The 26,161-nt window shown below is 60.4% G+C and carries 33 protein-coding genes and 3 pseudogenes; 17 read left to right on the plus strand and 19 right to left on the minus strand.

What is annotated here, in order from left to right; genetic code table 11:
- The first annotated feature begins 14 nt into the window (after window positions 1–14).
- Both xerC and VQ067_RS28860 read left to right on the plus strand, forming a co-directional pair.
- Window positions 15–926 (plus strand): tyrosine recombinase XerC, encoded by a 912-nt coding sequence (xerC, locus tag VQ067_RS28855; protein ID WP_015503839.1) that lies wholly within the window; start codon window positions 15–17, stop codon window positions 924–926.
- Complete coding sequence (locus VQ067_RS28860) at window positions 923–1,621, plus strand: HAD family hydrolase (protein WP_003123715.1); 699 nt, start codon at window positions 923–925, stop codon at window positions 1,619–1,621. The genes xerC and VQ067_RS28860 overlap by 4 nt, the downstream gene beginning before the upstream one ends.
- A 30-nt stretch (window positions 1,622–1,651) precedes the next feature.
- Here VQ067_RS28860 and VQ067_RS28865 read toward each other — a convergent pair whose 3' ends face one another.
- A complete protein-coding gene (locus tag VQ067_RS28865) occupies window positions 1,652–2,821 on the minus strand; it encodes an MFS transporter (protein ID WP_033990913.1) in 1,170 nt (389 codons plus the stop codon).
- A gap of 162 nt (window positions 2,822–2,983) precedes the next feature.
- Here VQ067_RS28865 and VQ067_RS28870 point away from each other — a divergent pair, with 162 nt between their 5' ends.
- Complete coding sequence (locus VQ067_RS28870; protein ID WP_023910432.1) at window positions 2,984–4,360, plus strand: aminotransferase-like domain-containing protein; 1,377 nt, start codon at window positions 2,984–2,986, stop codon at window positions 4,358–4,360.
- A 24-nt stretch (window positions 4,361–4,384) separates the two neighbouring features.
- On the opposite strand, the gene VQ067_RS28875 is transcribed toward VQ067_RS28870, so the two are convergent.
- From VQ067_RS28875 to glnK, 5 genes are all read right to left on the minus strand, one after another.
- Complete coding sequence (locus VQ067_RS28875; protein WP_023100055.1) at window positions 4,385–5,299, minus strand: fimbrial protein; 915 nt, start codon at window positions 5,297–5,299, stop codon at window positions 4,385–4,387.
- A 436-nt stretch (window positions 5,300–5,735) separates the two neighbouring features.
- Entirely contained in the window at window positions 5,736–6,053 is a 318-nt protein-coding gene (sutA, locus tag VQ067_RS28880) for a transcriptional regulator SutA (RefSeq protein ID WP_003096440.1), read from the minus strand.
- A gap of 77 nt (window positions 6,054–6,130) precedes the next feature.
- Window positions 6,131–6,556 (minus strand): secondary thiamine-phosphate synthase enzyme YjbQ, encoded by a 426-nt coding sequence (locus VQ067_RS28885; protein ID WP_003096441.1) that lies wholly within the window; start codon window positions 6,554–6,556, stop codon window positions 6,131–6,133.
- Window positions 6,557–6,816: 260 nt separating this feature from the next.
- Window positions 6,817–8,145 carry an ammonium transporter gene (locus VQ067_RS28890; RefSeq protein ID WP_003109815.1) on the minus strand — a complete coding sequence of 443 codons (1,329 nt, stop codon included), beginning with the start codon at window positions 8,143–8,145 and terminating at the stop codon, window positions 6,817–6,819.
- Between the two features lie 39 nt (window positions 8,146–8,184).
- Window positions 8,185–8,523 (minus strand): P-II family nitrogen regulator, encoded by a 339-nt coding sequence (glnK, locus tag VQ067_RS28895; RefSeq protein ID WP_003096476.1) that lies wholly within the window; start codon window positions 8,521–8,523, stop codon window positions 8,185–8,187.
- A gap of 439 nt (window positions 8,524–8,962) precedes the next feature.
- Here glnK and VQ067_RS28900 point away from each other — a divergent pair, with 439 nt between their 5' ends.
- The 3 genes and pseudogenes from VQ067_RS28900 to VQ067_RS28915 all read left to right on the plus strand — a co-directional run bounded on the left by VQ067_RS28900 (window position 8,963) and on the right by VQ067_RS28915 (window position 11,151).
- Window positions 8,963–9,223 carry an accessory factor UbiK family protein gene (locus VQ067_RS28900; protein WP_003096478.1) on the plus strand — a complete coding sequence of 87 codons (261 nt, stop codon included), beginning with the start codon at window positions 8,963–8,965 and terminating at the stop codon, window positions 9,221–9,223.
- A gap of 40 nt (window positions 9,224–9,263) precedes the next feature.
- Window positions 9,264–10,292 (plus strand): annotated as a pseudogene (locus VQ067_RS28905) (YifB family Mg chelatase-like AAA ATPase); the annotation flags it as partial.
- A 637-nt stretch (window positions 10,293–10,929) separates the two neighbouring features.
- Window positions 10,930–11,151: a hypothetical protein gene (locus tag VQ067_RS28915; RefSeq protein ID WP_003109817.1), complete on the plus strand. Its 222-nt coding sequence runs from the start codon at window positions 10,930–10,932 to the stop codon at window positions 11,149–11,151.
- Between the two features lie 263 nt (window positions 11,152–11,414).
- Here VQ067_RS28915 and VQ067_RS28920 read toward each other — a convergent pair whose 3' ends face one another.
- The 8 genes from VQ067_RS28920 to VQ067_RS28955 form a co-directional block, all read right to left on the minus strand.
- Window positions 11,415–11,672 carry a hypothetical protein gene (locus VQ067_RS28920; protein ID WP_003109818.1) on the minus strand — a complete coding sequence of 86 codons (258 nt, stop codon included), beginning with the start codon at window positions 11,670–11,672 and terminating at the stop codon, window positions 11,415–11,417.
- 62 nt (window positions 11,673–11,734) lie between these two features.
- Window positions 11,735–11,965: a hypothetical protein gene (locus VQ067_RS28925; RefSeq protein ID WP_153274562.1), complete on the minus strand. Its 231-nt coding sequence runs from the start codon at window positions 11,963–11,965 to the stop codon at window positions 11,735–11,737.
- Window positions 11,966–12,378: 413 nt separating this feature from the next.
- Entirely contained in the window at window positions 12,379–12,570 is a 192-nt protein-coding gene (locus VQ067_RS28930) for an AbrB/MazE/SpoVT family DNA-binding domain-containing protein (RefSeq protein ID WP_010794463.1), read from the minus strand.
- 111 nt (window positions 12,571–12,681) lie between these two features.
- Window positions 12,682–12,966, minus strand: a complete 285-nt coding sequence (locus VQ067_RS28935; protein ID WP_003109820.1) for a hypothetical protein — start codon at window positions 12,964–12,966, stop codon at window positions 12,682–12,684.
- Entirely contained in the window at window positions 12,963–13,364 is a 402-nt protein-coding gene (locus tag VQ067_RS28940; RefSeq protein ID WP_003109821.1) for a hypothetical protein, read from the minus strand. The genes VQ067_RS28935 and VQ067_RS28940 overlap by 4 nt, the downstream gene beginning before the upstream one ends.
- Window positions 13,365–13,549: 185 nt before the next feature.
- Window positions 13,550–14,344, minus strand: coding sequence for an SIR2 family protein (locus VQ067_RS28945; RefSeq protein WP_003118060.1), 795 nt, complete (start codon window positions 14,342–14,344; stop codon window positions 13,550–13,552).
- Entirely contained in the window at window positions 14,341–14,901 is a 561-nt protein-coding gene (locus VQ067_RS28950; protein WP_042852419.1) for a non-canonical purine NTP pyrophosphatase, read from the minus strand. Before VQ067_RS28950 ends, VQ067_RS28945 begins: the two co-directional genes overlap by 4 nt.
- On the minus strand, window positions 14,898–15,947 hold the full coding sequence (locus VQ067_RS28955) for an adenosine deaminase family protein (protein WP_034019956.1): 1,050 nt from the start codon (window positions 15,945–15,947) through the stop codon (window positions 14,898–14,900). Before VQ067_RS28955 ends, VQ067_RS28950 begins: the two co-directional genes overlap by 4 nt.
- A gap of 311 nt (window positions 15,948–16,258) precedes the next feature.
- On the opposite strand from VQ067_RS28955, the pseudogene VQ067_RS28960 reads away from it, so the two are divergent.
- The 9 genes and pseudogenes from VQ067_RS28960 to VQ067_RS29000 all read left to right on the plus strand — a co-directional run.
- Window positions 16,259–16,731, plus strand: a pseudogene (locus VQ067_RS28960) (transposase); the annotation flags it as partial.
- Window positions 16,732–17,016: 285 nt separating this feature from the next.
- Window positions 17,017–17,226, plus strand: a complete 210-nt coding sequence (locus VQ067_RS28965; RefSeq protein ID WP_079383353.1) for a hypothetical protein — start codon at window positions 17,017–17,019, stop codon at window positions 17,224–17,226.
- 60 nt (window positions 17,227–17,286) lie between these two features.
- Window positions 17,287–18,449 (plus strand): IS3-like element IS222 family transposase gene (locus VQ067_RS28970; protein WP_086937300.1). Its coding sequence is split into 2 segments (ribosomal slippage): window positions 17,287–17,542 and window positions 17,542–18,449, totalling 1,164 coding nucleotides; the frame shifts between segments, so codons are not numbered across the junction.
- A 64-nt stretch (window positions 18,450–18,513) separates the two neighbouring features.
- A complete protein-coding gene (locus VQ067_RS28975; RefSeq protein WP_079759005.1) occupies window positions 18,514–18,723 on the plus strand; it encodes a hypothetical protein in 210 nt (69 codons plus the stop codon).
- A 28-nt stretch (window positions 18,724–18,751) separates the two neighbouring features.
- The gene (locus tag VQ067_RS28980) at window positions 18,752–19,711 is read left to right on the plus strand and encodes a hypothetical protein (protein ID WP_003109827.1); all 960 of its coding nucleotides are present in this window, start codon (window positions 18,752–18,754) and stop codon (window positions 19,709–19,711) included.
- On the plus strand, window positions 19,699–20,361 hold the full coding sequence (locus tag VQ067_RS28985) for a hypothetical protein (protein ID WP_003109828.1): 663 nt from the start codon (window positions 19,699–19,701) through the stop codon (window positions 20,359–20,361). The genes VQ067_RS28980 and VQ067_RS28985 overlap by 13 nt, the downstream gene beginning before the upstream one ends.
- 84 nt (window positions 20,362–20,445) lie before the next feature.
- Window positions 20,446–20,601 (plus strand): hypothetical protein, encoded by a 156-nt coding sequence (locus VQ067_RS28990; protein ID WP_162836287.1) that lies wholly within the window; start codon window positions 20,446–20,448, stop codon window positions 20,599–20,601.
- Between the two features lie 123 nt (window positions 20,602–20,724).
- Window positions 20,725–21,009 (plus strand): hypothetical protein, encoded by a 285-nt coding sequence (locus VQ067_RS28995; protein ID WP_042853231.1) that lies wholly within the window; start codon window positions 20,725–20,727, stop codon window positions 21,007–21,009.
- Window positions 20,957–21,386, plus strand: a pseudogene (locus VQ067_RS29000) (tyrosine-type recombinase/integrase); the annotation flags it as partial. The gene VQ067_RS28995 and the pseudogene VQ067_RS29000, both read left to right, overlap by 53 nt.
- Window positions 21,387–21,403: 17 nt before the next feature.
- On the opposite strand, the gene VQ067_RS29005 reads toward VQ067_RS29000, so the two are convergent.
- The 5 genes from VQ067_RS29005 to VQ067_RS29020 form a co-directional block, all read right to left on the minus strand.
- Complete coding sequence (locus VQ067_RS29005) at window positions 21,404–22,048, minus strand: hypothetical protein (protein WP_034019957.1); 645 nt, start codon at window positions 22,046–22,048, stop codon at window positions 21,404–21,406.
- A 1-nt stretch (window position 22,049) separates the two neighbouring features.
- A complete protein-coding gene (locus tag VQ067_RS29010; RefSeq protein ID WP_023082484.1) occupies window positions 22,050–22,184 on the minus strand; it encodes a hypothetical protein in 135 nt (44 codons plus the stop codon).
- A gap of 80 nt (window positions 22,185–22,264) precedes the next feature.
- Window positions 22,265–23,047: an IS3 family transposase gene (locus VQ067_RS33550; RefSeq protein WP_161564197.1), complete on the minus strand. Its 783-nt coding sequence runs from the start codon at window positions 23,045–23,047 to the stop codon at window positions 22,265–22,267.
- Complete coding sequence (locus VQ067_RS29015) at window positions 23,044–23,337, minus strand: IS3 family transposase (RefSeq protein WP_031632600.1); 294 nt, start codon at window positions 23,335–23,337, stop codon at window positions 23,044–23,046. The genes VQ067_RS33550 and VQ067_RS29015 overlap by 4 nt, the downstream gene beginning before the upstream one ends.
- Window positions 23,338–23,514: 177 nt before the next feature.
- Window positions 23,515–24,024, minus strand: coding sequence for a hypothetical protein (locus VQ067_RS29020; RefSeq protein ID WP_052156523.1), 510 nt, complete (start codon window positions 24,022–24,024; stop codon window positions 23,515–23,517).
- Between the two features lie 187 nt (window positions 24,025–24,211).
- Here VQ067_RS29020 and VQ067_RS29025 point away from each other — a divergent pair, with 187 nt between their 5' ends.
- Entirely contained in the window at window positions 24,212–24,832 is a 621-nt protein-coding gene (locus VQ067_RS29025; RefSeq protein WP_034019959.1) for a hypothetical protein, read from the plus strand.
- Window positions 24,825–25,934, plus strand: a complete 1,110-nt coding sequence (locus VQ067_RS29030; RefSeq protein ID WP_034019961.1) for an XRE family transcriptional regulator — start codon at window positions 24,825–24,827, stop codon at window positions 25,932–25,934. Before VQ067_RS29025 ends, VQ067_RS29030 begins: the two co-directional genes overlap by 8 nt.
- Window positions 25,935–26,161: the final 227 nt, after the last annotated feature.

Below are 26,161 nucleotides of genomic sequence, written 5' to 3' on the forward strand. Positions count from 1 at the left end.
GCGGGCGGTCCGAGATGCGCGCCGACCTGGATGCCTTCCTCGAACATCTGCGCAGCGAGCGCCAGGTCTCCGCGCACACCCTCGACGGCTACCGCCGCGACCTGCTGAAGATCCTCGCCCTCGCCGAAAAGGCCGGGCTCCCCGACTGGAACGCCCTCGACACCCGCAGCCTGCGCACCTTCGTCGCCCGCCTGCACCAGCAGGGCCAATCCAGCCGCAGCCTGGCACGGCTGCTCTCGGCGACGCGCGGCCTCTACCAGTACCTGCTACGCGAAGGGCGCTGCCGGCACGACCCTGCCAACGGCCTGAGCGCGCCGAAGAGTCCGCGCAAGCTGCCCAGGACCCTCGACGCCGACCGCGCCCTGCAATTGCTCGACGGTGCCGTGGAGGATGACTTCATCGCCCGCCGCGACCAGGCCCTGCTGGAGCTGTTCTATTCCTCCGGGCTGCGCCTCTCGGAACTGGTCGGCCTCGATCTCGAATGGCTGGACCTCAAGGAAGGCCTAGTGCGAGTGCGCGGCAAGGGCAACAAGGTCCGCGAGCTGCCGGTCGGCAAGGCCGCGCGCCAGGCGCTCGAAGCCTGGCTGCCGCTGCGCGCCCAGGCCGCTCCGGAAGACGGAGCGGTGTTCATCGGCCGCGGCGGCAAGCGCCTGACGCCACGGGCGATCCAACTGCGAGTGCGCCAGGCCGGCGTCCGCGAGCTGGGCCAGCACCTGCACCCGCACATGCTGCGGCACTCCTTCGCCAGCCATCTGCTGGAGTCGTCCGGCGACCTGCGCGCCGTGCAGGAACTGCTCGGCCACGCCGACATCGCCACGACCCAGATCTATACCCACCTGGACTTCCAGCACCTGGCCTCGGTCTACGACCGCGCCCATCCCCGCGCCAAGCGCAAGGGCAACGCCGATGGAGGCAACGACCCATGAGCAGCCTGCGACTGATCACCTTCGACCTCGACGACACCCTGTGGGACGTCGCCCCGGTGATGAACAACGCCGAGGCCCTGCTCCGCGAATGGCTGGCGAGCAACGCGGCGCGCCTGGGTCCGGTGCCCATCGAGCACCTGTGGGCGATCCGCACCCGCCTGCTGGATCGCGAGCCGATGCTGCGCCACCGTCTCAGCGAGCTGCGCCGGCGCATCCTGTTCCATGCCCTGCTCGACGCCGGTTATCCACAGGCGGAGGCGGAAAGCCTGGCCGAGGCCGGTTTCCAGGTATTCCTCGAAGCGCGCCACCGGGTCACCCTGTTTCCCGAAGTCCACCCGACCCTGGAGATCCTCGCCGACCGCTTCACCCTCGGCGTGCTCACCAACGGTAACGCCGACGTGCGCCGCCTGGGCCTGGCCGACTACTTCCGGTTCGCCCTCTGCGCCGAGGAACTGGGCGTCGGCAAGCCCGACCCGACGCCATTCCGCGAAGCCCTGAAGCGCGCCGGCGTCGAGGCCTCGGCAGCGGTACACATCGGCGACCACCCCAGCGACGACATCGCCGGAGCGCGCCGCGCCGGCATGCGTGCCATCTGGTTCAACCCAAACGGCAAGCCCTGGGCCGGGGAGGAAGAGCCGAGCGCGGAGATCCGCAGCCTCGCCGAGCTGCCGGCCCTGCTCGCCCGCCTGCAATGACGAACCGGGCCCCCGGTCGCGGGTAGCGCCCTAGGCACGCGAAGCGCCGGCCTTGAAGCGCCCGACCCCGCGCAAGATGGAAAACGCCACCGCAACGGCAGCCAACGTCAGCGACACGCCGAAAAGCAGCAACGCCGTCGACGCACCGAAGCGATCCGCGATCAACCCGGTGAAGATCACCGGCAGGCTGAAGCCGAGGTAGGCCAACAGGAAGTAGCCCGCGCTGGCCCGCGGCTTTTCCGCACCGGCCAGGACATTCACCGCCGACAGCCCGCCCAGGTAGGTGAAGCCGTAGCAGGAACTGCTCGCGCCCAGCGCACCGAACAGCACCGCAGCCAGTGAGCCGTGGATCGCGCCCCAGGCCAGCAGGGCATAGCTCGGCGGCAGGATCACCAGCCCCAGGCAGGTCGCCGAGGCCGGCGCCATCCGCCGCGCCAGCGGCTGGAACAGCAGGCCGCAGCTGATCACGGTGAAGGTCGAGAAGCCCGACCAGCGCGCCAGCCCGTGGGCCGCCAGCAGCGAAGGCAGGACCGCGATGACCAGGCCCACAGTGGCCCATGCCAGCAGGATCGAGAAGCCGTACGGCAGGCTGCCGGCGGGAAAGAACGGCAGCCGCAGCATCGGCGTATCGCGCCCGCGCGGCGCCTCGTCCGGCAGGCCCGCCACCGCCGCCAGGGCCACGCAGGCCAGTCCCAGCTGGACCCAGAAGCTGCCGGGAACCAGGCTCTCCCGGAACAGCAGGAACAGACTGGTCAGTGCCGCGCCGAGGCCGAAGCCGAGCGAGGTGCTGGCGGTCACCCAGTTGGCCGAGGTGCGGGAATCCCCGCCCGCCATCAGTTCGCTCATGTAGGCCGTCCCGGTGGCCGATGCCAGGGCCGTGCCGACGCCAAGCAACAGGCGCGCCACGCCGAGCGCCTCCAGGCGCGGCCAGAGCGCCATCACCAGGGTGGCCACCATCGACAGCAGCAACGCGACGACGATCGGCGGCTTGCGCCCGATCCGATCGGACAACCCGCCGAGTACCAGCAGCACCGGCAGTACGCCAAGCACATAGCCGGAGAAAGCGCTGGCGGTAGCTGCCGCGCCGTAGCCGGAAAGCTCCGCGTAGGCGGTGTACAGCGGCGCCTGGAGGTTCACCGCCAAGGTGATCAGGCACAGGCCGAAGGCCAGGCATGCGGCGTGGCGATGGGTATTGCTCATGCGTTTCTCCGTACAAGGGCCTGCCGCGGCAGAGCGGTGGGCATTGGCTAGCCCGCGAGAAGAGGCGTCGACTATCCGGCGCGACGGCGCTACGGAACAAGTAACAGCTGTTCGGATTTGTGATTAACTGTTCGCCTGAAAAGACCGAACAGTGAGTCAGGCATGCACCTCCGGATCGACCGCAATGCCAGCGAGCCGCTGGTGCAGCAGATCGTCGCAGGGGTCAGCGGCTGGATCCGCGGCAATCGCGTCCGCGCCGGCACGCGGATTCCGTCGATACGCCAGTTGGCCAGGGAAAACCAGCTCAGCCAGTCCAGCGTGATCGAGGCCTACGACCGCCTGGTCGCCCTGGGGATGCTGGAATCGCGGCACGGCTCGGGGTTCTTCGTCGCCGAGGCACCCACCGCCGCTACCGAACTCGACAGCGAGTGGCACGAAGGCGCGGAAAACGCATGGGGCCAGTTCAGCGGCAGCTCGACGAAACTCAAGCTCGGCTGCGGCTGGATTCCGGACAGCTGGCGGGAAGTCGAGGAACTCAGCTACGCGATCCGCCAGGTCGCCCGCAGCGAACTCGCCGGGCTGTTCGACTACAGCACTCCACTGGGCCTGCCGGCGCTGCGCCAGCACATCCAGAAACGCCTGCGGCTAATCGATATCCATGTCGACCCGGAGCAGATCCTCACCACCACCGGCGCCAGCCATGCCCTCGACCTGTTGGTGCGCACGCTGCTCAAGCCGGGCGACGTGGTGGTGGTGGAAAACCCCGGCTACTACAACCTGTTCAACCTGCTGAAATTCCACGGGGTGAAGATGCTCGGCGTGCCGCGCACCCGCCACGGCCCGGACACCGCCGCGCTGGAGGCGATCCTCCGCGCACACAAGCCGAAGTTCCTTTTCACCAACAGCATGTACCACAACCCCACCGGCACCAGCCTCAGCCCCTCGGTGGCCCACCGCGTGCTGCAACTGGCCGAGCAGCATGACTTCCACATCGTCGAGGATGACATCTACGCCGACTTCCAGAACGGCCCCAGCACCCGCCTGGCGACCCTCGATTCGCTGCGCCGGGTGATCTACCTGGCGAGCTTTTCGAAGACCCTCAGTTGCTCGCTACGGGTCGGCTACCTGATCGCCGGCCCCGAGCTGATCCGGCGCCTGGCGGATGTGAAGATGTACACCAGCATCGGCAGCCAGCGCTTCGCCGAATGCGTGGTCTCGACCATGCTCGCCAACGGCAGTTACCGCAAGCTGGTGCAACGCCTGCGCCAGCGCCTGACCCGGCAGATGGCGGCGACCCTGCGGGTGCTTGGGGACAACGGCTGGGAGGTGTTCGCCGAACCGGTCGGCGGGATGTTCGTCTGGGCCCGTATCGGCGACTACCCGTTCGCCGAATTGCAGGCCGTGGCGACACGCCTGGACGTGCTGCTGTCGCCGGGCAGCGGCTTCAGCCCGGAAGGCGAGGAGAGCGACTGGCTGCGTATCAACATCGCCTATGCCAGCGACCCGCGCGCCCTGGCGTTCTTCGAGGCGTTCGGGTGAGGCGCGCTCTTGCCCTCCCCTGCCTCACTGGTAGTCGAGCAGGATCACCATCGCGGCCAGGACCGAGCCGGGCGTGATTTTCTCGGCGGTCTGCACATAGGACGCTTTCATCGGGATCCAGTACGCCCCGCCGGTGTTCTTGTCGTACGCGGTCACCGGCAACGAGAGTCCCATCCGTAGCGGCACGCCGGCCTCGTCGGTGATCCGGATCGATACGCCGGTCGCGGTGCTGCCCGCCAGGCGCGGCAGCACACCCGAGCCTTCGGCCACCGCCCCCCCCACCGCTTGAAGGCTGTAGCCGACGCGGTTGTACCCGCGAGGACAGCCGGCCACTACGAGATTGAACGGGGTAACGGCCGCGTAGGTGCCGACGCCGTTCAGCCGGGCGGCAGCGATCGACTGCAGCTTCACGGTCTGGTCGGCGACCTGGCAGGTCGCATTGATCGTGGTGACGCTCCCGGTCAACCTGACGGAAGAGGTGCCAGACGCGACAAGCCCGTCCTTGTAGGTAATGAGGAAGTACGAGTTGAACGCTCCGCTCGCGAATTGGCCGTCGGAGAGCGGCGTCGAGTTGCGGAACAACTGGACCTCCGCGATTTGCGAGAAAGTGCCCTTGAAACGGCTGCTCGCCGGTATGCCATCCAGCAGCAGGCGCACCGAAAGGCCCGGCACGTTGGTATTCAGGTCCGGACCATCGACCGGGTCCCAGACACTTCCCTTGTTGTACAGAGCGACGCCGATGAGATCGCAGCTGGGCTTGCCGCACAGTTGCATGGGAGTGAACGTGTAGCGCGACGTGACGTTTCCCTCGGGAAGGATCGAGGGGACGGCGATATCGCGGCCGCCGAAAGCGTACAGATTGGCAGCCATGCTGGTGCCGGCGGGAACGAACAGGACTGCCGCGATCAGCAGGGTTCGACGGAACGTCTTGAACTCCATGGGATGACAACCGATGTGTCCGGCATGTCCGGGAAAATCCGGCGGAACCGGCGCGAACTTGATGGGTGGCGAATCTTTTCAGAACGCCTGGAAAAGAGCCATAAGACAGGACCTACACGGCTCCGCGAATCCACCTAAGAATCGCTAGGAAAATTCTTAAGCAAGCTCTACAGCTCGCTCTCCGGCAAGTGCAGGATCGGCCCCGGACGCCGCTTGGAGCGCCTGGATGGCAAGCAGCTTCGGTTGACGATGTGGAACGGTAGCGCTGCCACCGGAAAGGAAAAGGCCTTGGCCCGTCGCCAGCCGTGCCTGAACAGGCGAAAGATCGGCTCGCCAACCGGGATGCGGCGGGGCGAGATGCCCGCCAAGATAGCAGGCGCCATAGCACAAGGCCCGCCACTCCCTCACGGGTGGCGGGCCTTGGGATGACGCGAAATCAGATGGGGCGGCTGCCGTACTTGCTGTCCGGCTTCTTCGGCGGATCGGCCACCACGTTGGGTTCGATCTCCTGCACCTTTCCACCGCGGGAAAGGAATTCCTCCATCGCCTTGGCGAGGGCGTCACGCTCTTTCTGCTTGGCTTCGACCGAGGGCAGTTCCTCTTCCACCACGGCGGCTTTCGCCTTCTTGCCGGGGGCGGGGGCCTCGTCGCCGTCACTGCTGTCCGCTTCGCCGTCGTCGGCCGCGGCCAGCTCTTCGCCGTCGTCCTCGTCAGCGCCGTCCAGCTCGTCCTGTTCCAGTTCTTCTTCGCTCATGGTCAACCTCTCGGTGCTGCAAAAGCAGGTTAGTTATAGCCCAGCCGCGCGTTTTGATGAGCGCCGCCGGAAAAAATTCATACTGACTCGCCCTGCCAGGTGGCGAGCACGCGCCGTGCCCCGCCCCTGTCCCGGTGTTCACCGAGATAGATCCCCTGCCAGGTGCCCAGTGCCAACCCTCCCGACTGTATCGGCAGGGTCAGTTGGCAGCCCAGCAGGCTGGCCTTGAAATGCGCCGGAAGGTCGTCCGGACCTTCGTCGTTGTGTTCATAGCCGACTTCGCCGCGTGGCGCCAGCCGCTCGAAAAAACGCTCGAAATCCCGGCGTACGGCAGGATCGGCATTTTCATTCAGGGTCAGTGAAGCCGACGTATGTTGCAAAAGCAGGTGCAGCAGGCCGACCCGGCACCGCCGAAGCTCCGGCAAGGCGTCGAGTATCTCCTCGGTGACGAGGTGAAAGCCCCGCGGACGCGGGCGCAAGGTGATCAGGGTCTGCTGCCACATGCTGCTGTTCCAAATCGGCTCCGATCCGTCGCGCCGCGCATTCTAGCGCGGCATTTGAAAAAGCAAAGAGCGTAAGAGACAGACCTGTGAAAGCTGAGGGTTGCGCAGTCCGCCGGCAGTCGCTGAAAGACCGGTTGCGGAGAGGTCGTGGCGGTCGCGGGAAGTGCCCAGGACTTTCGACGCACAAGGGCATGGCGTTCGGCGAAGGCGAGCGCGGGAGGCAAGCCGACGCCCGGCGGAAAGCCGGGCGCCGGCAGGTATTACAGGTTGTAGCCGCGCTCGTTGTGCAGCGCCAGGTCGAGGCCGACCGCTTCCTCTTCCTCGGTGACCCGCAGGCCCATGACCAGGTCCAGCACCTTGAGGATCACGAAGGTCACCACGGCGGTGTAGACCACGGTGAAGGCCACGCCCTTGAACTGCACGAAGAACTGCGCGCCGATGTCCTCCACGCTGCCGAAGCCGCCCAGCGACGGCGCCGCGAAGATCCCGGTGAGCAGCGCGCCGACGATACCGCCGACCGCATGTACGCCGAAGGCGTCGAGGGAATCGTCGTATTTCAGCGCGCGCTTGAGACTGGTGGCGGCGAAGAAGCAGATCACCCCGGAGGCCAGGCCAATCACCAGCGCGCCCATCGGACCGGCGGTGCCGGCGGCCGGGGTGATCGCCACCAGACCGGCGACCACGCCGGACGCGATGCCCAGGGCGCTCGGCTTGCCGTGGGTGATCCACTCGGCGAACATCCAGGCCAGGGCCGCGGCGGCGGTAGCGATCTGGGTCACCAGCATGGCCATCCCGGCGGTGCCGTTGGCGGCGGCGGCGGAACCGGCGTTGAAACCGAACCAGCCGATCCACAGCATGGCCGCCCCGACCAGGGTGTAGCCGAGGTTGTGCGGCGCCATCGGCGTGGTCGGGTAGCCCTTGCGCTTGCCCAGCACCAGGCAGGCGACCAGGCCGGCGATACCGGCGTTGATGTGCACCACGGTGCCGCCGGCGAAGTCCAGCACGCCCCAGTCCCACATCAGGGCGCCGTCGCCACTCCAGACCATGTGCGCGATCGGCGCGTAGACCACGGTGAACCAGACCGCCATGAAGATCAGCATCGCCGAGAACTTCATGCGCTCGGCGAAGGCGCCGACGATCAGCGCCGGAGTGATGATCGCGAAGGTCATCTGGAAGGTGATGAACACGCTTTCCGGGAACAGCGCGGTGGCGGAAGTCAGGCCGTCGGCGGTGAGACCGCTGAGGAAGGCCTTGTCCAGCCCGCCGACGAAGGAATTGAAGTTGAGGACGCCCTTCTCCATCCCGGCGGTATCGAACGCCAGGCTGTAGCCATAGACCACCCAGAGAATGGTGATCAGGCCGGTGATGGCGAAGCACTGCATCATGATCGACAGCACGTTCTTCGCTCGCACCATGCCGCCGTAGAACAGCGCCAGACCGGGGATGGTCATGAGCAGGACGAGCGCAGTGGAGATCAGCATCCAGGCGGTGTCGCCGCTGTTCAGGACGGGTTCCTCGGCGGCCAGGGCGACGCCCGGCAAAGCGAGGGACAATAGGGCTCCTAGCCCTGCGATCTTACGCAGAGTCATGTTGGTATTCTCCTGGGGCTTTTGGGGGTTCGGTTGGGCTTAGATCGCGTCGGTATCGGTTTCGCCGGTACGGATGCGGATGGCCTGTTCCAGGTTCACCACGAAGATCTTGCCGTCACCGATCTTGCCGGTATTGGCCGCCTTGGTGATCGCCTCGATGACGCGGTCCAGCTGGTCGTCGGCGATCGCCACGTCGATCTTCACCTTGGGCAGGAAGTCGACGACGTACTCGGCGCCGCGATACAGCTCGGTGTGGCCCTTTTGCCGGCCGAAACCCTTGACCTCGGTCACCGTGATGCCCTGCACACCGATCTCGGACAACGACTCGCGGACGTCGTCCAACTTGAACGGCTTGATGATGGCAGTGACTAGCTTCATGAAACTCTCTCCCGTGTTTGGTGGACTCGCCCCAGGAAAACGAACCCGAGGACAGTCTAAGCGCAGTGTCTGGCTTTGTAACGCGCCGGTCCCTCTGGGAAGCATGATCGGGACCCTCCGCCCCGACCTGGCCCTGCTGCGGCCGTTCGATGCCGCAACCTGCCGGCCTCCCGCAACCGCCTCATCTGCCGCACCGGTACTGCTTCAGTGCACGCCTCACCCCGGCCAAAGCAGAAAGCTTGCCAGCTCCGGCAAATCCGCCGGATTTCAAGCCCTTAGCCGCCAACCCGGGGATAGTGCGGAACGCCGGCCTCCGGGCGGCGCACCAAATAGGCGCAGACGCGCTCCGACAGTTGCGCAAAAAGTGTGCAATGGCCCTCCCGCGAGCGCCGCCGACATCGTGCTAGACTGCCGCCCACTCGTTACCGGAACCCTCGCCATGCTGCCGCCCAAAGCCGTCTTCGAAGCCCTCAGCCAACAAGCCAGCCGCCTGTTCGCCGGCGAATCGCCGTTGCCCAAGGCCGAGCTGGAGTCGCAGTTCCGCGCCCTGATGCAGAGCGCTTTCAGCAAGCTCGACCTGGTCAGCCGCGAGGAATTCGACAGCCAGATGCTGGTCCTCGCCCGCACCCGCGCACGGCTGGAAGCCCTGGAGGCCAAGGTGGCGGAACTCGAAAGCAAGCTGACGCCGCCCGCCGACTGATCCTTCCCCCTGCGAGCGGCGTGAGATCAAGGAGCGATCCATGTCCCTGGCGATTGTCCACAGCCGAGCCCAGGTCGGCGTCGAAGCCCCCTGCGTCAGCGTCGAGGCGCACCTGGCCAACGGCCTGCCTTCGCTGACCCTGGTCGGCCTGCCGGAAACCGCGGTGCGCGAGAGCAAGGACCGCGTGCGCAGCGCCCTGCTCAATGCCGGTTTCGACTTCCCCGCGCGGCGCATCACCCTCAACCTCGCCCCCGCCGACCTGCCCAAGGACGGCGGTCGCTTCGACCTGGCCATCGCACTCGGCATCCTCGCCGCCAGCGGCCAGTTGCCCGGCACCGCCCTCGACGGCCTGGAGTGCCTCGGCGAACTGGCCCTGTCCGGGGCGATCCGGCCAGTGCGAGGCGTATTGCCGGCCGCGCTGGCGGCGCGCGACGCAAGGCGCGTTCTGGTGGTACCGAAGGAAAATGCCGAAGAGGCCAGCCTGGCCAGCGGGCTGACGGTGTTCGCCGTGGACCACCTGCTGGAGATCGCCGGACACCTCTCCGGCCAGGCCCCGCTGCCGCCCTACCAGGCCCGCGGCCTGCTCCGCGCGCCCTTCCCTTATCCAGACCTGGCCGAGGTCCAGGGCCAGGCCGCCGCCAAGCGCGCCCTGCTGGTGGCCGCCGCCGGCGCGCACAACCTGTTGCTCAGCGGCCCGCCGGGCACCGGCAAGACCCTCCTGGCCAGCCGCCTGCCCGGCCTGCTGCCGGCGCTCGACGAGGACGAGGCCCTGGAGGTCGCAGCGATCCATTCGGTGGCCAGCCACGTCCCCCTCAGGCACTGGCCGCAGCGACCGTTCCGCCAGCCGCACCACTCCGCCTCCGCGCCGGCCCTGGTCGGCGGCGGCAGCCGCCCGCAGCCGGGCGAGATCACCCTGGCGCACCAGGGCGTGCTGTTCCTCGACGAACTGCCGGAGTTCGAGCGCAAGGTCCTGGAGGTCCTGCGCGAGCCGCTGGAAAGCGGCGAGATCGTCATTGCCCGGGCCAACGGCCGGGTACGTTTCCCGGCGCGCTTCCAACTGGTGGCGGCTTTTGTAAGCGAAACTGCTGATCAGGGATTTAGAAGCCAATGCTAGCTTCCCGCTCGCATACTCGCGCCTGAGAAAAGACAGGTCAGTCGCGCTGTTATCGAAGTACTTTGGCCCAGTCACGTCGGATCAGTGCTTCGCAGGATCGTATTCTGGCTGCGAAGTAGTGTTGCGAAACAATCCTCATGCTCCTCTACGTGGAGTAGGAGATGGTCACACCATCTGGATCAAGCAGACCCTACCAGCCCCGGTCAACAGCACATGCCCCACAACCACATCATGAGCCGATACCAGGAACAGTAAACCTCACCATCACCTGCCGCTACGCGAGCAAGTCGATAAGCGATACTTGGCATAGCGACAAAATGACCAGTCCAACATCACATCGTCATTGACCAACGACACACCGCGTCGTCAAGGCCGGACACGGAGGTACTGCTGTCGATCTCTTAGACTTGGAGCGCGATGCGCTGGCCCACGCTGTACCTGAGGGATGCTTGGCGGAGAACGGTTGGAAGGTGGGTCGCCGGGGTTCTTAGTCGATGCTATGAACAGTCGTCGAGTGTTCAAGAACGACTTCACCATGGCATTGGGCAAGGTTTTAGCGCAGCAAAAGACTTAATTCTAATTCGGAGGAAGCATGGGTATTTCGTACTACCTTGCATGTTTGGAGACGCGGCAATACGTCTGGGTAGGCAAGCTTGCCCCGCACGGGGTAGTGCCGGCGGCGGATGCCGACGGCTCCATCGCCATGTTCGCGCTGGAGAATCGGAACAAGCCGTTAATCGTCGTGAGCGAAAGCCATCCGATCCTCGAAGAGGGCGTAGAGTGGTCGCCGCCGATAACGCCGGGGCAACAATGACCAATTCACGCCAATCGAATCTCCAGACACTCGCCGCGCTACCTGTGATAGCGCACATCATCGATGGGCAGCTTGAAGCCCTGAAGAGCAGTACATCGCTCTCCAGCAAACACAAGACCAGCCCGGTTCGATGGATGACAGGACAGTTGAGCATGTGCTGAAAGGGGAAAACATGGGGCGCCGACAGCACTATTCTGCGGGGCCCCTCGCTTGCTTTTGGATAACACCAAGCACTGCCACCGAGATACCTTAAGACGCGGAGGCTAGGCGCTGGCACTTACCCGCCGAACCTGGATAGCATGGCCAACGCTCACCTTGCGGCGGGGCTTGGCGTTGCCCACGACAATCGCGGATCCGTCGGCTTTGGTTTCAACGAGGTAGCTGCCCTGCACCTTCATGACGGTATGCCCGGCTGCGAGCGCTCGCAGATAGGCCGCGCGAGTCGCATCTGCGGCGACTGCTGGAATCTCGTCTTCAAGATTCCGAATCTCGCGTTCGGTAAGGCGCTTTTTTCTTGGCATACGTTTCTCCCGAGAGGAAGCTGGGCGTATCGGTGCCGCTCTAGGGCAATGCTACCCGCCGCTCACCAGATTCCGGTAGAACCGACCATCACATCTTCATTCCACCAACAGCTCGAACGGTCGAGAATCGACTGGGTCCGAGAACAGCAACGCCACAAGGTATAGTGTTTGAGATATTCGGCGACATTGGCCAAGGTGTTCTCGCTGGAACTCATGAACTTCAGGGCATCGAAGGGAGCCACCTTTGAGCGCATGTTCATCGACCCACAGCCAAGATCGAGGCGAATGTTCATGGTTGTCTAGCAGGCTGATTCGCCAGCTCGTCAACTCTGTGCCCACCGGTTGCAGATCCAGCCATGGATCTGCTGCGCACGGGGCATTGACTCCCCATGCGAGCGTAACCTTGTTTAAGGTAGAGAACGATGTCCACTATTTGCTACATCCGGCACGCGGCCTGTATGACCTGCTCGTGATCCAAGTACTGTTATCGGCTGAGTCGGATCTGGAGCGGCACTGAAAGGGAGGATGAGGTCGACCGGAATTTCATGAGCGCGCCGTAATAGCGACCTTGCCCTCCAGACCTGATGTGTGCAGGCAAACCATGTCACGGCATCGACGTGAGGTGTCCGCGGGTGGGACGGTTTCCGATCAACAGGCCCCACAGCTCATACAACCAGATACATCAAAAAAATTACGATGGGCAGGTCTACTCGGCTGGCTCACCAGGCGGGTGCTTAAGTTTCAAGGACAGCACACCCTCGACACGCTCAAGGATCAACTCATCCCCCACGATCCATCCCAGCCTATCCAGCAACTCGGAAGGCAGCTCGATGATGGCGTCACCACTACCGTCTCCGGGGTCTTGGCAGACCACTCGCCAGCTGTTGAGGTCACCCATGGTCATGTCCTCGTCACGTGATTACATCGCAGGCAATCGAGCAGTGGTCCCGGCCAAGCCGCGTGAGTCCAAGCTGAGCCGGCCTGCTCTATGACTTACGGAATCGGCCGCTCATGAGTAGCGGTACTCTTGCGGCGAAAAGCGTCCCTGGGGACCAAACAACAGCGTGGCAGTGAACTTTTCCAAATAGGCCACCGCTTCCTCTGGTGCGTGCTGCGTGAAATACGCCCGTTGCGCTGCGGGCAGTATGGCGCGGTGCGCCAGACAGGCCTTCACCATTTCTGCCAGCACAGAACCGCGAACGTCGTAACGCGCATCCACGGTGTCTAGGACCGTGCGATAGCAGGAGTGGTAGGCCGATTGATGATCGACCTGCCGTTGGCCATCACGACTCATCCCTGACTTCCCGCCTGCCAGGAGGCCAGAAACTGCAGCACTCGTTCAACCTGGCCCTGACTGACCAGTTGCTCCGCGGTCTGCTGTTCGAAGGTCGGTAAAGGCTCGAGGCGAAACCAAGTGATCGCCCGCTCGACGGCGACTCCGCTCTCGGCTACGGCCAAGATCACCCGCAGGACATCCGCGATAAAACGTTGTGTCGCTTCGGCATCGGATGCGCTGGCCGCATTTGGTTGGCTGCGACGATAGGCCGCGACCTGACCGGCAAACACGGCAGGGCTGAGGCCAAAGATCTCGGCATAGTGCTCAACCGAATAGGGCGCCCCGTTCGCGGGACACAGACAGTCGATAAGCTCGGCGGCCGACAGCACCTCTGGCCGGAGTGCTCCCTGGTTCATGGCTCATTCCTCCTGCCACGTCTCGCTCACAGCATGCCCGCAAACCTGCAAGGGGCAAAGCTCCCATTCGCTAGCCCGGGCCATTACGGTCTCCTTTTCCACGGAGTCGGCCAAAAGCTGCCGCTCGTATGCCCACTCTCGCCATGAGGGATAAATATTAACCCCTCAGGTCGCGACCAAATTTCCTAGCTCACCAATTCCTGAAGAAAGTCCGTGAGCGCCTTCTTGGGGTCATCCTCCTCCGAGACGATCATCTCAATTCCCCATTGACCCAATACTTCCCGTGCCACAGGGTTTGGTCGATTCATGAAGACGTAGGACTTCGGTCTGGCAGATGGCAGAACCGAGCGCCCCCACATTTCAGTCAAGCGATAAAACAGGAGTCGAATGTTGATATCCGAAATGCTGTATCCGATGAAGAGAACGGAATTTCCCAAGACGTCGTTGCTGAGCTTGATGTCCAGCGGAGAGTCATAATTCAATCGCTGAAAGTAACTGGTTTCATCAAGTACGATTGATGCCTCGTCATCGAAATCTCCATGAAATTTCACAATCTGACGCCGACCCTCAGTAGCAGATACGAGGTCGGCAACGCTTGCAATCTTGTCGTATGGCACCTCGTACTTGTCGTGGGCCATTTCCAGCCATCGATCGTAGTTGGTAGTGTAGATCCGCGAGAATCGTCCAAGAGCAATCAAACGATGAATCTCGGATGCAGCGATATCTGTACTGGACTTGTGCCATTCGCGGTCCATCCAACTCCGAAGCGGCCCCAAACTACCTTTTTTCCTCTTGTAGTACTCCGCAAGCGCTAGCGGCGTTCCATAAGTGGAGAAGATCTTTGGGTCATAGCCCAAGTCCTGAGCAATGCGCGCGATTAGTTCACCCCAAGTAGGCAGGCTAAGATTGGCAGACACCCCAGCACCTACAAAAAGCATCAACTTGCCGGTTTGATATGCACGTAGTAACTCAGCGTTCATCTTATGCCCCCACAAGTTTTGAGATATTCGGCGAACTGGTCGAGTGCTTTGCGGCGCATTGAGATAGCGTCCTTAGCCGATCCCATCTCAGCGAAAGTTTGGGTGTGCCCGTTCGGGACGAAAACACAGTCCCATTGAAAGTCCGTTGGACCGGCCGGTACGAGTGGCACAGTTCCTTCGATGGAGCCTTCGAAAAGACGAATCTCGCGCCCATCACAATACCCGAGCACCGTCTTTGCGATTACTGCGGCATCTTTGAGACCAGCTACAAGCTTAACGAATCGATCTTCCTCCAGCTTATCCCAGAAAATCTGGGTTAAACCTGCTGGAAGCCCATTGAGACCGCTCAAGTAGAGTCCTGTGTGCTCGACGAAAAGAGGACGACCTATAGCCTCGAATGCCTTGGTCAACTTGTCCCGCACCAAGCGGTCAACATCCTCGGTCTGCAGCTCTTCAATTTTGCGCGACACCGATACGACTTCTACCCCAACAGGGGCAAGAATTCGCTGCACCTCAGTGACCTTGTGCTGATTTCCGGACATGAATCGAATTTTCAATCTAGACCCTCTATGAATGAATACCGTTTGGCGACGTCGAACTGCTCGTAAATATCACTAGCGGAGAGTCCCTCAATCATCGCCGTCGTATGATCATCCGCTAGGCCTCGCTGATGAATCGCCGGGTTGTCCGAGCAAATTACAAAGGGGACTTGGTGACGCCGAAACTCCAGCAGAGGATGGGCCTCGTCGACAGGAACAGCTCCGGTGAGCCGGTTGCTAATTGGGCATACTTCGACGCAGATATCCTGCTTTGCCAAGAGGTCTAGCAAATGAGGATCCTTGCTGGCTGCTGTTCCATGGCCAATACGATCTGCGCCAAACAATTCCACGGCTGCTCGAACGTTGTCCACGCGACCGGTTTCGCCTGCATGTATGGTGATCCCGAGTCCGAACCGATCTTTCGCCTTCCGAAACAGTGACGGTAATTCAGCTGGATGCGCAATTTCCTCGTCACCTGCCAGATCAAGCCCCACCACTTCATCCGGTTCACCGAGGTTTTGATACGCTTGCAGAAGTGCAGACAAACCAACCGAGCTGTAATCGCCGCGCGTCACCGTGAGGATCAAGCCGAGACGCATGCCGAAGAGGTCCGACGCGGCTCTGGACGATTCTATGAGGCGTTCCAGGGCTTGTGTGGGTGAGCAATTTTGCAGAGTAGCAAGGTACAAAACGCTGCTTCGGAGCTCCACAAAGCGCACATTGTTCTCCGCGAGACTCGTGACGACTGCAAGGGAAAGACGATCCAGGTTTTCGCGTTTTTTAGGAAAGAGCCGCAACACTTGCCAAGGGGTCAGGTATGACGCCAGTGACTGACACGGCGTGTACCGCAACAGATCCCGCTCAATTAGAAAGCCAGACGGCAGCTCTGTTAATTCGTCCGCAAGAATGTCTTGAATGGTCGATACCGGGATCGCTCCGTTCATGTGCACATGAAGCTCTCCGCGATACAGCTTACTAAATTCTGCAGTAAAGCTCTGGCGCACCACCTCGTGCTCTATCTCTTCGCTCTGCGTTTTTGATAGGTCAACCTGCCACTGATTCAATCGCTATCCTTAGTCGCTAGCCACGAGCCAAGTTTTCACACCCCTTGACCGTCTGCATTTTTACGACAATCCGAAAACCACCCTATGTACCTGCTGGTCAGGTAGTTCGTCCACATTTCTGACTTAGTACTTCCTCATTGCTATGGCTCGAGGGGTGACGGTTGGCCCGTACAGGGATCGGTGGCTGCCGGACTCGGTAGCATAAGCTGCTGTTCGTGACAGGCTGCTTCTAGCCGATTCTGTTGAAAAAGTAGCTGCTTCCCCATGCCGTCGGCAGAATTGCTCTGTCAGCGAGTGTGGGGGCGAACAGCATGATGGGACAGTTACCGAGAGGGCAGCAGCGCCTGTTCTACTCGTTCAATCTGGAAGATCACGTCCCAACCCAACACCTCCTGCGCAGCATCGACCAGTGTCTGGATCTCAGTGATCTGCGCGCCTCTACCTGGCGGATTTCTATAGCCCCATCGGGCGCCCCTCGATTGATCCGGAATTGATGGTGCGCATGCTGGTCGTCGGCTACTGCTATGGCATCCGTTCCGAGCGGAGATTGTGCGAAGAGGTACATCTAAACCTGGCCTATCGCTGGTTCTGCCGGCTGGGTCTGGAAGACGAAGTACCCAATCACTCGACCTTTTCGAAGAATCGCCACGGCCGTTTCCGTGACAGCGATCTGTTCCGCTGGTTGTTCAATGAGGTGCTGCGGCGCTGCATGGCGGCCGGCCTGGTAAAGGGGGAAGGTTTCGCCGTCGACGCCAGCATCATCAAGGCTGATGCCAGCCGGCAAACGCCGAAAGGCAACTTGAAGTAGCTTGCAGCCACTTCAACTACAGGCACACCCAACCGTCTGGCTGCCGCTGACCCTACTTTTTCAACAGAATCAGCCAAAAGCGGACGTCAAGAGTAGCGAAACCCACTGCCGGCAGTGCATTGTGCCCAGTCCCCCGGGCTCCACCCTGCTCCTAATGAACGACTTGTAATCCAAACGCATTCCTTGTGGGCATTGTCCGGTAATTAACATCAAAGTAGCATCAGGCCAGCCTACAGAAACCGATCTCAATGGATATGGTGCATGCACGATACGATCAATACGGACACTCGCCCCTCCCGCAGCGAGAGAAACATATCGCCTTTCTTAGCCAAGGCTGGGATACCTCGCACAGGTGAAGATCGGCTTCCGGGATATTACTGCGAGCAACAGAAAATGTGGGTGGTCGACACAGAGCAAGGCACACAGCCCATTATCAATGAGCAGGCGCTCTCGCAGTTGCTGACCATGTAGTGGCCTACTGATCCCGGACACCGATTTAGGCGAAAATCCTCGCCGTGAGAGAGGTGTCTGATGAGCAAGCAACGACGTACGTTTTCCGCCGAGTTCAAACGAGAGGCCGCGGCCCTGGTGTTGGACCAAGGCTACAGCCATATCGACGCCTGCCGTTCGCTGGGGGTGGTGGATTCGGCCTTGCGCCGTTGGGTGAAGCAGCTCGAGGCGGAGCGCCAGGGTGTGACCCCGAAGAGCAAGGCGTTGACGCCTGAGCAGCAAAAGATCCAGGAGCTGGAAGCCCGGATCAACCGGTTGGAGCGGGAGAAAGCGATATTAAAAAAGGCTACCGCTCTCTTGATGTCGGACGAACTCGATCGTACGCGCTGATAGACCAGTTGAGTGAGCAGGAGTCGGTGGAAGTGGTCTGTTCAGCTTTCGATGTGGCGCGGTCTTGCTACTACGTCCACCGTCTTCGACGGCGGCGTGTCGATGCTCGCCGCGTGGCGCTACGCAGCCAAGTCAACCAGTTGTTCAGCCAGAGTCGGGGCTCGGCCGGCAGCCGCAGCATTCTGGGCATGCTGCGCGAAGAGGGCGTGACCATCGGCCGTTTCCGAGTGCGTCGGTTGATGCGTGAGCTAGGCCTGGTTAGCAAGCAACCGGGCTCGCACGCCTACAAACAGGCCACGGTTGAGCGGCCGGATATCCCGAATCGGCTGAACCGCGAATTCGCGACCGAGCATCCAAATCAGGTGTGGTGTGGCGACATCACCTACGTCTGGGCGCAAGGCCGTTGGCACTACCTGGCCGCGGTGCTGGATCTGCATACCCGGCGGGTGATCGGCTGGGCGTTCTCGGCCAAGCCGGATGCCGAACTGGTGATCAAGGCCCTGGACATGGCCTACGAACAGCGCGGCAAGCCACAGCAGGTGCTGTTCCATTCAGACCAGGGCAGCCAGTACGCCAGCCGCCTGTTTCGGCAACGGCTCTGGCGCTATCGGATGCAGCAGAGCATGAGTCGCCGAGGGAATTGCTGGGATAACTCGCCGATGGAGCGCCTGTTCCGCAGTCTGAAGTCGGAGTGGGTCCCGTCAACGGGTTACCTGACGGCGCAGGAGGCCCAACGGGACATCAGTCATTACTTGATGCACCGCTACAACTGGATCAGGCCGCATCAATTCAACGACGGGTTACCACCAGCGGTGGCCGAAGAAAAACTCAACCCACTGTCCGGGATGGGTTGACCACTACACCAAGACGCGAGCGCACGAAGAGGAAGATGACGATTCCTACCTTGCGCTTGAACTGATGACCAAGACCCATCAGCAAATCGAGAGTGACGATGACACCCGGCCCACGGGGTACAGCAACCTCTTACAGCTAGTGACCAAAACTGAATCGGTTCAAGAGGTTGATGACAATTACTCAGCAAGCCAACTGCTGGAGCTGGTCACCAAGACCAAGGTTCAACAGGAAGCAGACGATGACGGCTTCCAGTCCTTTGGGTTTCATTGCTGACCAGGACGGATCAAGTTAGGGAAAACGAATGCTGTTATTAGTCACAAATCGCCGCGACATCACGGTCGATTACGTCGTGGCCGAGCTGAAGCGCCGGCAGACTTCCTTCTTCCGTCTGAACACCGAAGAGCTATCGACGGCCCGCTGCACAATGACTGCATTTCCCAGAAACGCCTGGTCACTGTCCTTCGAGGGGCCAGTGCTTCAGGGATCCGATGTCAAAGCGGCATATTTCCGACGTCCAGCCCCCCCTACTGGCAACGTCAGCATCACCGATAACGGCGAACGGGAGTACGCGGAAGCAGAATGGGGCGCCTTCCTGAAGAGCTTGTATGCACGCCTGGAAGGTCTTTGGCTCAACGCGCCGATGGATATTTTCGCGGCTGAAGACAAGCCAAGGCAGTTGATGCTCGCGAGCGAGATTGGCTTCAACGTACCGCAAGCAGTGATCACGAACGATATCGCCTCGGTACGTGAGGTAGTCCAGGCAGGGCCTGCTATCGGAAAGCCACTTAGGCAAGCGCTGATCAACGGCGAGCAGGAGCGGGTGATTTTTACCACTCGACTGGAGGATCTTCGCGACAGCGACGAAGACGCCATTTCGCTGGCCCCCTTCATTGCCCAGACCGAGATCAAAAAGCAGTACGACGTCCGAGTGACAGTCGTAGGAAGCCAACTTTTCGCAACCGCGATCAGGTCGCAGGAGTACGAAGAAACCACGGTGGATTGGCGCCAGGGTAGCCGGTCAGATCTTAAGCATGAGCGCATTGAGCTTCCTAGCGAAGTTGAGGAGCAATGCACTGTGCTCATGAAGCACCTGAACCTACGTTATGGGGCGATCGACCTAGTGTGCGACCAACAGGGCAAACTGTGGTTCTTGGAGATCAACCCGAATGGACAATGGGCCTGGATCGAGAACCTCACCGGGTACCCAATTGCCGCCGCGATCGTTGATGAGCTTGAGGACATCGCCCGATGCCAAAGCTAATCCCAGCATGGCTGTGGCCCCGCTTGACGCCTTCATCACCAGAGGATGAATCCCGACAGCAGAAGTGGCTTCGAAGTGAGCAAGAAAAGGTCGATCAAGGATCTTGGGCAGATAAAAGTGATGTTGCGCTGGAGGAGGCACGTAGGCTCTTTGACGCTGAGCATGAGCGCCGCCGAGGGGCAGACTCCAAAGCCGGCCTTTATCTCGCAGCAATTACCGCGCTGATCCCTATCCTAGCCACAATCCTTCCTGGACTCTGGAATGATCAGATCAGCAGAACCCTGAGAGGCACCCTGCTTGGGATCTTCATCTGCGCACTGCTCTATCTGATGCGTGCCGGGTTGTGGGCCTTGCAGACCATCAAGACCACGCCTGCGGCACAGTTAGGTGCAGGCGATATCGCTGAAAGCTTCAGCTCCGATAAGCCTGAAGAGAAGCTTGTGAAGCAGCTGCTGAGTGCCGTGATTTACAACTTCACTGGTACGAACCAGAAAATCAGCTGCATAAAGATGACGCACGAGTTTTTGCTGCGAGCCTTCTTTTGCTTCGTGGCCTTTCTGGCCATTCAGGCAGTTTGGCCTGCGGCAGCTTGGGCGATTGGTCGGATTCATAACGAGATCATCACCCCGCTAATGAGCTGTTTCCCTTAGGCCCCGCGCCCCTAGAACGCTTGGCTCACCTTGCTCACGTCGTGACAGCATTATCTAGAGCTCCACTTACACGGAGCTCTTTGTATGAACGACCTCACGATTTGCCTGGACTGCGGTCTGCCTTTTGGACCAGTGGAATGGAGCGCGGACCTCTCCGGCATCGGTGATGACTGCTCCAACTGGGTAACCTTCGTAGACGATGAGGTGTGCCAATGCGCCGTCGAGGATCACGATGATTGACTCTTTGGCCAAGCCTCCCCCTGACCTGCAGGCCGTGAGCGATCAGAAGCCTCAACCGGCTTGCTCGATAATCGTGTTGGCCTTGAGCTCGGCCATATCAATCTATTCGCCCTGGAGAGCCCCATGACATTTCGCGTCGAAACCCTCTTCGATCAGACCCATACCTGCTCCACGGGTCATGATGATCCTGATCACATCACCGACCGCGACCTGCGCACCTGGACTTGTTCGCCCCCCCTTCGCGACGTCTTCCAGTGCCGTCAGATGGCCTACCTCGATGCGCAGGCGATCGGCGTGCAACTGGTGACCCTGCGCAGCGAATCCGTGCGTGGCAACTTTGTGTTCCCCGGGCCGGATAGCCGGGGCCACCATCCGCCGCAAACTGGCGGCGCTGGCCAGCCTGTTTGATCACCTGCTGGAATCTAACGCGGGAGCCGGCGGCAACCCGGTACACGGGTTACGCTTATCTCGAATCCGACGCCGAGCGGGGGCCTGGGCCGGGTCCATTATTTCGCTCGCTACGCGGCCGTGACCTGTCCGGTACCGGGATCAGTGCGAACGGGATCTACCTGCTGGTGGCCCACTGGGCCAACGTCGCGGGGATCCAGACGAGGGCTTGGGGGTGCACGGACTGCGCACCACGGCGGCAATCAACGCCCTGAAACACGATGCAGATATCGCCAAAGTTCAGGCCTGACTGGGTCATGCCAACATCAGCACGACCCGCCTATACGATCGCAGGGGCTGCGGCCAAGGATTCGCCTACCTACAAAGTGAAGTATTGAGGCTGTGCTCATAGCCGCTATACCGCATCAGGAACTTTGCCTAGACGAGGATCGGCGACCGTCAGGCCTCGGATGAAGTAGGCCCTGAACGCAGGCTTTCCGTCCTCGGGATGGACCATATCGGCGTGCAGCAGCCCGAGCGAATAGAGTTCCGACAAGCCGGCTCGAACGTCCGCCCGTCGAACTCCCGTGTGCTCCACGATTTGCTCGTAGGTCAGAGCAGTCCAGTCAAATTTGTTGCTCCGGCGCGCAATCAAAATCACATAGATCTTCAAAGCGGCCAAGCGTATTGCACCACGATTCCCCAACTCTTTAAGGCGAAGACGGAGGAGGTCGAAGGGAAGCTTCGCCCAGTAATTGTCGCCCACCTCATTCACCGTATAGCGGTGCGCGTGATCGCCAGCGATCGTAAGGATCTGCATGTCCGCAAGCATTCGAAGTCCCTTCGAGATCATGGGCCGCGAAAGGCCGGTGAGCAGCTCAAAATCGTTATAGGACACAGCAGCCGTGCGGGTGTGGAAATCGGCCTGCAGCGAAACCGCGAGTAAGCACTTCAGCGCAGCAATGCTTGTTCCCGCTTGTCCGCCGGCCTTGAATGCCCCCAGATCGCAACCAGTGGTCCGCGTCCATCCGGTTGGGAGCTTGCTGAATCGGTAGGCCATATCAGTCCTTCTTCGAGCCGGTGAGATGACGTACAACCTGGTAGATCACCACCAGGGCAACAATAGAAACGCAAGACACCAAGACAGCCGGATCGGCATGGGAAAGGGTACTTGCAAGTTTGGAAATGGAATCCATGGGTAGGCCCTCATTGGCTGAATGTGTGTCCATTCCACCCTACATCACAGATGTTAATCTAGAATAGGTGCCAGCCCTTTCTATGCTCGTGATCTCTGTAAGCCTTGTTGTGAAAGGGCTATACGAGCTAATCGGGAAAAAATGAAAATCCCATGTTGGTTAACGAGATGGAGAAAAGTACCCATTTTTGGTAAATGGCAAAGATGGTGAAAATTCCTCTTAGTAAATGGGAAGCACCTAAAAACTCCTAGCGCTCTAAAAATCTTGGCTAGGGACGGCCCGATCAGGCGCCACTGACGCCCATGCACAAGGTCGGCACGTCCACTGGCTTTTGGGAGAAAGCGCGTAGGCGCTTCGTCAGTGCCGGCGTCGACTGACCGTGGACAACCGACGACAGCGCGTGAATAAAGATCGAGCACGACGGCCAAGTACAACCAGCCTTGGGCTGTCCGCACGTAGGTCATGTCCGAGACCCAATGCCGGTTGGCGCGATCCGAGGCGAACTGGCGATCCAGATGATTCGGGGCAATCGGCAGAGCATGACGACTGCTGGAAACCAGCCGCCAGCGTTTGCGCGAACGAACTTGCAGTCCGGCTTCGCGCATCAGGCGAGCGACCCGGTGCCGACCACACGCATGCCCCATGGCCGTCAACTCGGCCTTGATACGGCGACGGCCATAGATCCCGTTCACCTCGTGGTGGATGGTGCGAATCTCCTGGCTCAGACGCCGATTCGCCATTTCTCTCGCCGAGGGAGGTCGTTGCTGCCAGGCATAGAAACCGCTGCGTGACACCTGCAGCAGCCGGCACATCGGCGCTACGGGATAGCGACCGGCCAACGCCTCGATGGCGCGAAACCTCACTTCGTGGGCTGCGAGAAGATGGCGAGCGCCTTTTTTAATACGTCGCGCTCCATGGTGACCTGGGCCAGTTGCTGGCGCAGGCGACGCAGCTCCGCGCTTTCGCCACGCTGCTTGCCGTTACCCGGAAAGGCATCGTCACCTTGCTGTTCGTACTGGCGCTTCCATTTGCCCAACAGGCTTTCAGCGATGCCGAGCGTCTCGGCCACATGACGAAGCGGAGTGCCGGAAAGCACCTGGTCTACCGCTTCGCGTTTGAAGGATTCGGGAAAACGTCGTCTGGTCTGGGTCATGAACACTCCTTGCGGCGGACATTATCCACCTTAAGTCAGTGTCCACTCAGCCCGGGACAGACCACTCGATGATTGCTTTTTGGCCCATTACTGCGGCCCCACCGGCTTCTTCGTGTCGGTAGCTGCCTCTCGTCAGGGGCAGAAAACGGCCAGACTCGGGCAGACATCAGCCATTTTTCAGCTACTGCCAGCCAACCTCATCACTCGATAGTCCTGCACCAGCACAGCCTGCGTGACAAGCTCGAAATCTGCTCGATCACCAACATGCCGCTGTAGCGACGAAAAAGCTTCTTTCGATAGTGCCATGGCGTACTTCGAGCTATCACCCTCAGCTAGGTATGACAGGTTCAGGAGTATCGCGTCATACATTGACATAGCAGCTTGTTGCTCAATTTCTAATCGTCGGCCTGGGCTAGGCCGAGAAAAATCTGTGCTGTTGCGAACCATTTCCTCTGCTTCATGGGCCATTGACTCGATGACCGCTCTAGAAGCTACAGATAGCCCCAAGCCCTCTGCAAAAGCGAGGTCGGTCAGACCGCCGAGTCGGCTAATTTGTGCGTGCACATCTGGCGGTTCTGTGTCACCGCTCTGGTTTTCAATGAGGTATCGCAGTTGCTCGACTTCATTCCTGATCACGCCTAACAGGGACTTCTCCCAAGCCAAAGCCCCTTTGTCCCGATTAGTCATAGCACCTCCGGTCTCAAGAAAGTTCGAGCTTGCCCCCTGATACTCAATTTTGTGAGTAGAACTTGGTGCTTCGGAAGGGGCTGTCGGGAAGCAGACGCGGTCACGCAAGGTTGACAAAACTCTTTATCTGCACAAAAATCCAAGTTGACACCTTCTCGAATTTGCACGCTTTGCGGGAGAGCAGCTTATGCGCGACATCGGACATCCGAGTGAGCTGGAACCAAGACTGACGGCTGAGTATCTCGATGTGGTCTGCAACAATGCCTTGCATGCGGCTTACAAGGCGCTGGAAGCAGCGTCGACGGATGACGATACCAACTGGACAAAGGGTACCCTATCGTACGGGCGCGTCCATGGCCGTTTCATCAAGATGAGCGTCGCCCCCGAGCTCCCTTGGTTCCGATTGACTAACAAAACCATGGACTACACGCCCAGCATCAACGGTGTGCTCCTCCAGGTAGTCATGGATGATCCGCGGGAGCGAAAGAAGTCCCATCGCCTTGCTGCTAATGGTGTCGAGCGCTACCAAGCTAGTCTTTTGGGTCCATCCAGTGACCGTAACCTTACTTGGCGCCTCTACATCGACAGCGATGGAAACCCAGACGGGCAAGAGCTCACGGCAACAATTATGGGATTTGACTCGAATCTCAACGTCGTATGCCAATGGGTTCACGACTATGTGCCGCTTGTCTCTGTTCGCACCACCGACCTGCCGCAGGAAGTTGAGATTCAGGAACAATTCCCGCTGCGTCGAAACAAAGATGCCGAGCAAGGCAAGCTAGACGATACAGAACTGAAAGATGAATAACAGAACAGGTGATCTGCCGCTAGGCGATGAGTTTTCACCAGATAAGCTTCGGCTCGCGAGGTGTGCTGCCGGCCTGTCACTGGCCGATATTGGCGAAAAGCTGGACGTAACGCGGCAGTACGCTCACAAGCTAGAAGTGAATGCGATGCCGTCCCCTTCACAACTCAAATCGTTGAGCGAGCTCCTTGATGTGGAGGAGCATTTTTTCTTCATGCCCAGGCGCAGTTCCGTTGAGCTGGAGCAGTGTCACTTTCGAAGCCTAAGGTCATCAACCCAGACCTTGAAGAAGACTATTGCAGCGCAGGTTGAAATGTTCGAGTTGCTGGTAGATGAGCTCGAAAAGGAAATTGCATTCCCTCCCGTGGACTTCAAAGCTTTCGATGGGGCCATTGATTCGACGTCGAAAATTGAGCAGGTGGCGGAAAAATTTCGCCGAGAGCAAGGTCTAGGGCTTGGGCCGATTTCAAGCGTGACCAAGCTGGCTGAGAAGATTGGGGTCTTAGTTGTTGACCTGAACGAAGCAGATGAAAAGGTGGATGCCTTCTCTTTGTACAACAAGCGTCCCTTAATCGTCCGCAGCACTGCCAAAACAAGCCCAGGTCGCCAAAGATTCGACCTTGCTCATGAGTTAGGGCATCTGATCATGCATCAGGGCGTTGAAACGGGTTGCCGTGTCACTGAAGACCAGGCCAACCAGTTCGCTAGCGCGTTTTTGATGCCACGAGCCAGTTTTGCTTCTGAGTTTCCTGCGATGCGGGGCCGATACCTCAATTGGCCCGCCCTCAAGGAGCTTAAGCTGCGATGGAAAGTCAGTTTCAAAGCCCTGATCTACCGTGCTCGAAGCCTAGATCTGCTTACGGTTGAGCAAGCCAAATCAGGGTTCACTTATCTGAACAGGAAGGGCTTCACCAAAGACGAGGAGTTCGACGATCTTATCCCTATGGAGTCGCCGGTACTCGTGCAGCGTGCAATTGACCTCCTGGACTATGCGACTTGGAAAAGGGTTTTAGGCGACTCAGGCCTGACTTCCCGAAAGGTAAAGGAGCAGTTCCTACTCAAAGTACCAGTCTCGCCGCTTCGTCTAGTGGGGCGAGAGAGCTGACCAGGGGCCTGGCGCTCTATGAGCGAATCGGATATTCAGCGAGCTCCGTTTGTTGTGGGCGGATAGACCGTTTAGAAAATGCCCGCTTCTGGCCGGTAGCTGCCTCGCCAAGGGCAGCTACCGGCCAAAGGCGGACGTTATCAAGCAGTGAGTTTCGGCCTCTAGCTCATGCACGAAGATCTTCCTCGACACACTTGCGTGATACTTCCTACCAGCTCATGCCTGTA

It is taken from the genome of Pseudomonas sp. KBN12P06040, assembly GCF_037574965.1.
In the GTDB taxonomy this organism is placed as follows: Bacteria; Pseudomonadota; Gammaproteobacteria; order Pseudomonadales; family Pseudomonadaceae; genus Pseudomonas; species Pseudomonas aeruginosa.

Coding starts and splice junctions, on each gene's coding strand:
- VQ067_RS28885 (WP_003096441.1), bottom strand. CDS start 6,556: ATGTGGCAGCAGACCCTGATCACCTTGCGCCCGCGTCCGCGGGGCTTT.
- VQ067_RS28920 (WP_003109818.1), bottom strand. CDS start 11,672: ATGCCAAGAAAAAAGCGCCTTACCGAACGCGAGATTCGGAATCTTGAA.
- VQ067_RS28900 (WP_003096478.1), top strand. CDS start 8,963: ATGCTGCCGCCCAAAGCCGTCTTCGAAGCCCTCAGCCAACAAGCCAGC.
- VQ067_RS28990 (WP_162836287.1), top strand. CDS start 20,446: ATGAACGACCTCACGATTTGCCTGGACTGCGGTCTGCCTTTTGGACCA.
- glnK (WP_003096476.1), bottom strand. CDS start 8,523: ATGAAGCTAGTCACTGCCATCATCAAGCCGTTCAAGTTGGACGACGTC.
- VQ067_RS28870 (WP_023910432.1), top strand. CDS start 2,984: ATGCACCTCCGGATCGACCGCAATGCCAGCGAGCCGCTGGTGCAGCAG.
- VQ067_RS28930 (WP_010794463.1), bottom strand. CDS start 12,570: ATGGGTGACCTCAACAGCTGGCGAGTGGTCTGCCAAGACCCCGGAGAC.
- sutA (WP_003096440.1), bottom strand. CDS start 6,053: ATGAGCGAAGAAGAACTGGAACAGGACGAGCTGGACGGCGCTGACGAG.
- VQ067_RS29020 (WP_052156523.1), bottom strand. CDS start 24,024: ATGACTAATCGGGACAAAGGGGCTTTGGCTTGGGAGAAGTCCCTGTTA.
- VQ067_RS28915 (WP_003109817.1), top strand. CDS start 10,930: ATGGGTATTTCGTACTACCTTGCATGTTTGGAGACGCGGCAATACGTC.
- VQ067_RS28945 (WP_003118060.1), bottom strand. CDS start 14,344: ATGAACGCTGAGTTACTACGTGCATATCAAACCGGCAAGTTGATGCTT.
- VQ067_RS28860 (WP_003123715.1), top strand. CDS start 923: ATGAGCAGCCTGCGACTGATCACCTTCGACCTCGACGACACCCTGTGG.
- VQ067_RS28985 (WP_003109828.1), top strand. CDS start 19,699: ATGCCAAAGCTAATCCCAGCATGGCTGTGGCCCCGCTTGACGCCTTCA.
- VQ067_RS29015 (WP_031632600.1), bottom strand. CDS start 23,337: ATGACCCAGACCAGACGACGTTTTCCCGAATCCTTCAAACGCGAAGCG.
- VQ067_RS28975 (WP_079759005.1), top strand. CDS start 18,514: ATGACCAAGACCCATCAGCAAATCGAGAGTGACGATGACACCCGGCCC.
- VQ067_RS28865 (WP_033990913.1), bottom strand. CDS start 2,821: ATGAGCAATACCCATCGCCACGCCGCATGCCTGGCCTTCGGCCTGTGC.
- VQ067_RS28875 (WP_023100055.1), bottom strand. CDS start 5,299: ATGGAGTTCAAGACGTTCCGTCGAACCCTGCTGATCGCGGCAGTCCTG.
- VQ067_RS28980 (WP_003109827.1), top strand. CDS start 18,752: ATGCTGTTATTAGTCACAAATCGCCGCGACATCACGGTCGATTACGTC.
- VQ067_RS29005 (WP_034019957.1), bottom strand. CDS start 22,048: ATGGCCTACCGATTCAGCAAGCTCCCAACCGGATGGACGCGGACCACT.
- VQ067_RS28935 (WP_003109820.1), bottom strand. CDS start 12,966: ATGAGTCGTGATGGCCAACGGCAGGTCGATCATCAATCGGCCTACCAC.
- VQ067_RS28940 (WP_003109821.1), bottom strand. CDS start 13,364: ATGAACCAGGGAGCACTCCGGCCAGAGGTGCTGTCGGCCGCCGAGCTT.
- VQ067_RS28995 (WP_042853231.1), top strand. CDS start 20,725: ATGACATTTCGCGTCGAAACCCTCTTCGATCAGACCCATACCTGCTCC.
- VQ067_RS29025 (WP_034019959.1), top strand. CDS start 24,212: ATGCGCGACATCGGACATCCGAGTGAGCTGGAACCAAGACTGACGGCT.
- xerC (WP_015503839.1), top strand. CDS start 15: ATGCGCGCCGACCTGGATGCCTTCCTCGAACATCTGCGCAGCGAGCGC.
- VQ067_RS28890 (WP_003109815.1), bottom strand. CDS start 8,145: ATGACTCTGCGTAAGATCGCAGGGCTAGGAGCCCTATTGTCCCTCGCT.
- VQ067_RS28925 (WP_153274562.1), bottom strand. CDS start 11,965: ATGAACATTCGCCTCGATCTTGGCTGTGGGTCGATGAACATGCGCTCA.
- VQ067_RS29030 (WP_034019961.1), top strand. CDS start 24,825: ATGAATAACAGAACAGGTGATCTGCCGCTAGGCGATGAGTTTTCACCA.
- VQ067_RS28965 (WP_079383353.1), top strand. CDS start 17,017: ATGCACGATACGATCAATACGGACACTCGCCCCTCCCGCAGCGAGAGA.
- VQ067_RS29010 (WP_023082484.1), bottom strand. CDS start 22,184: ATGGATTCCATTTCCAAACTTGCAAGTACCCTTTCCCATGCCGATCCG.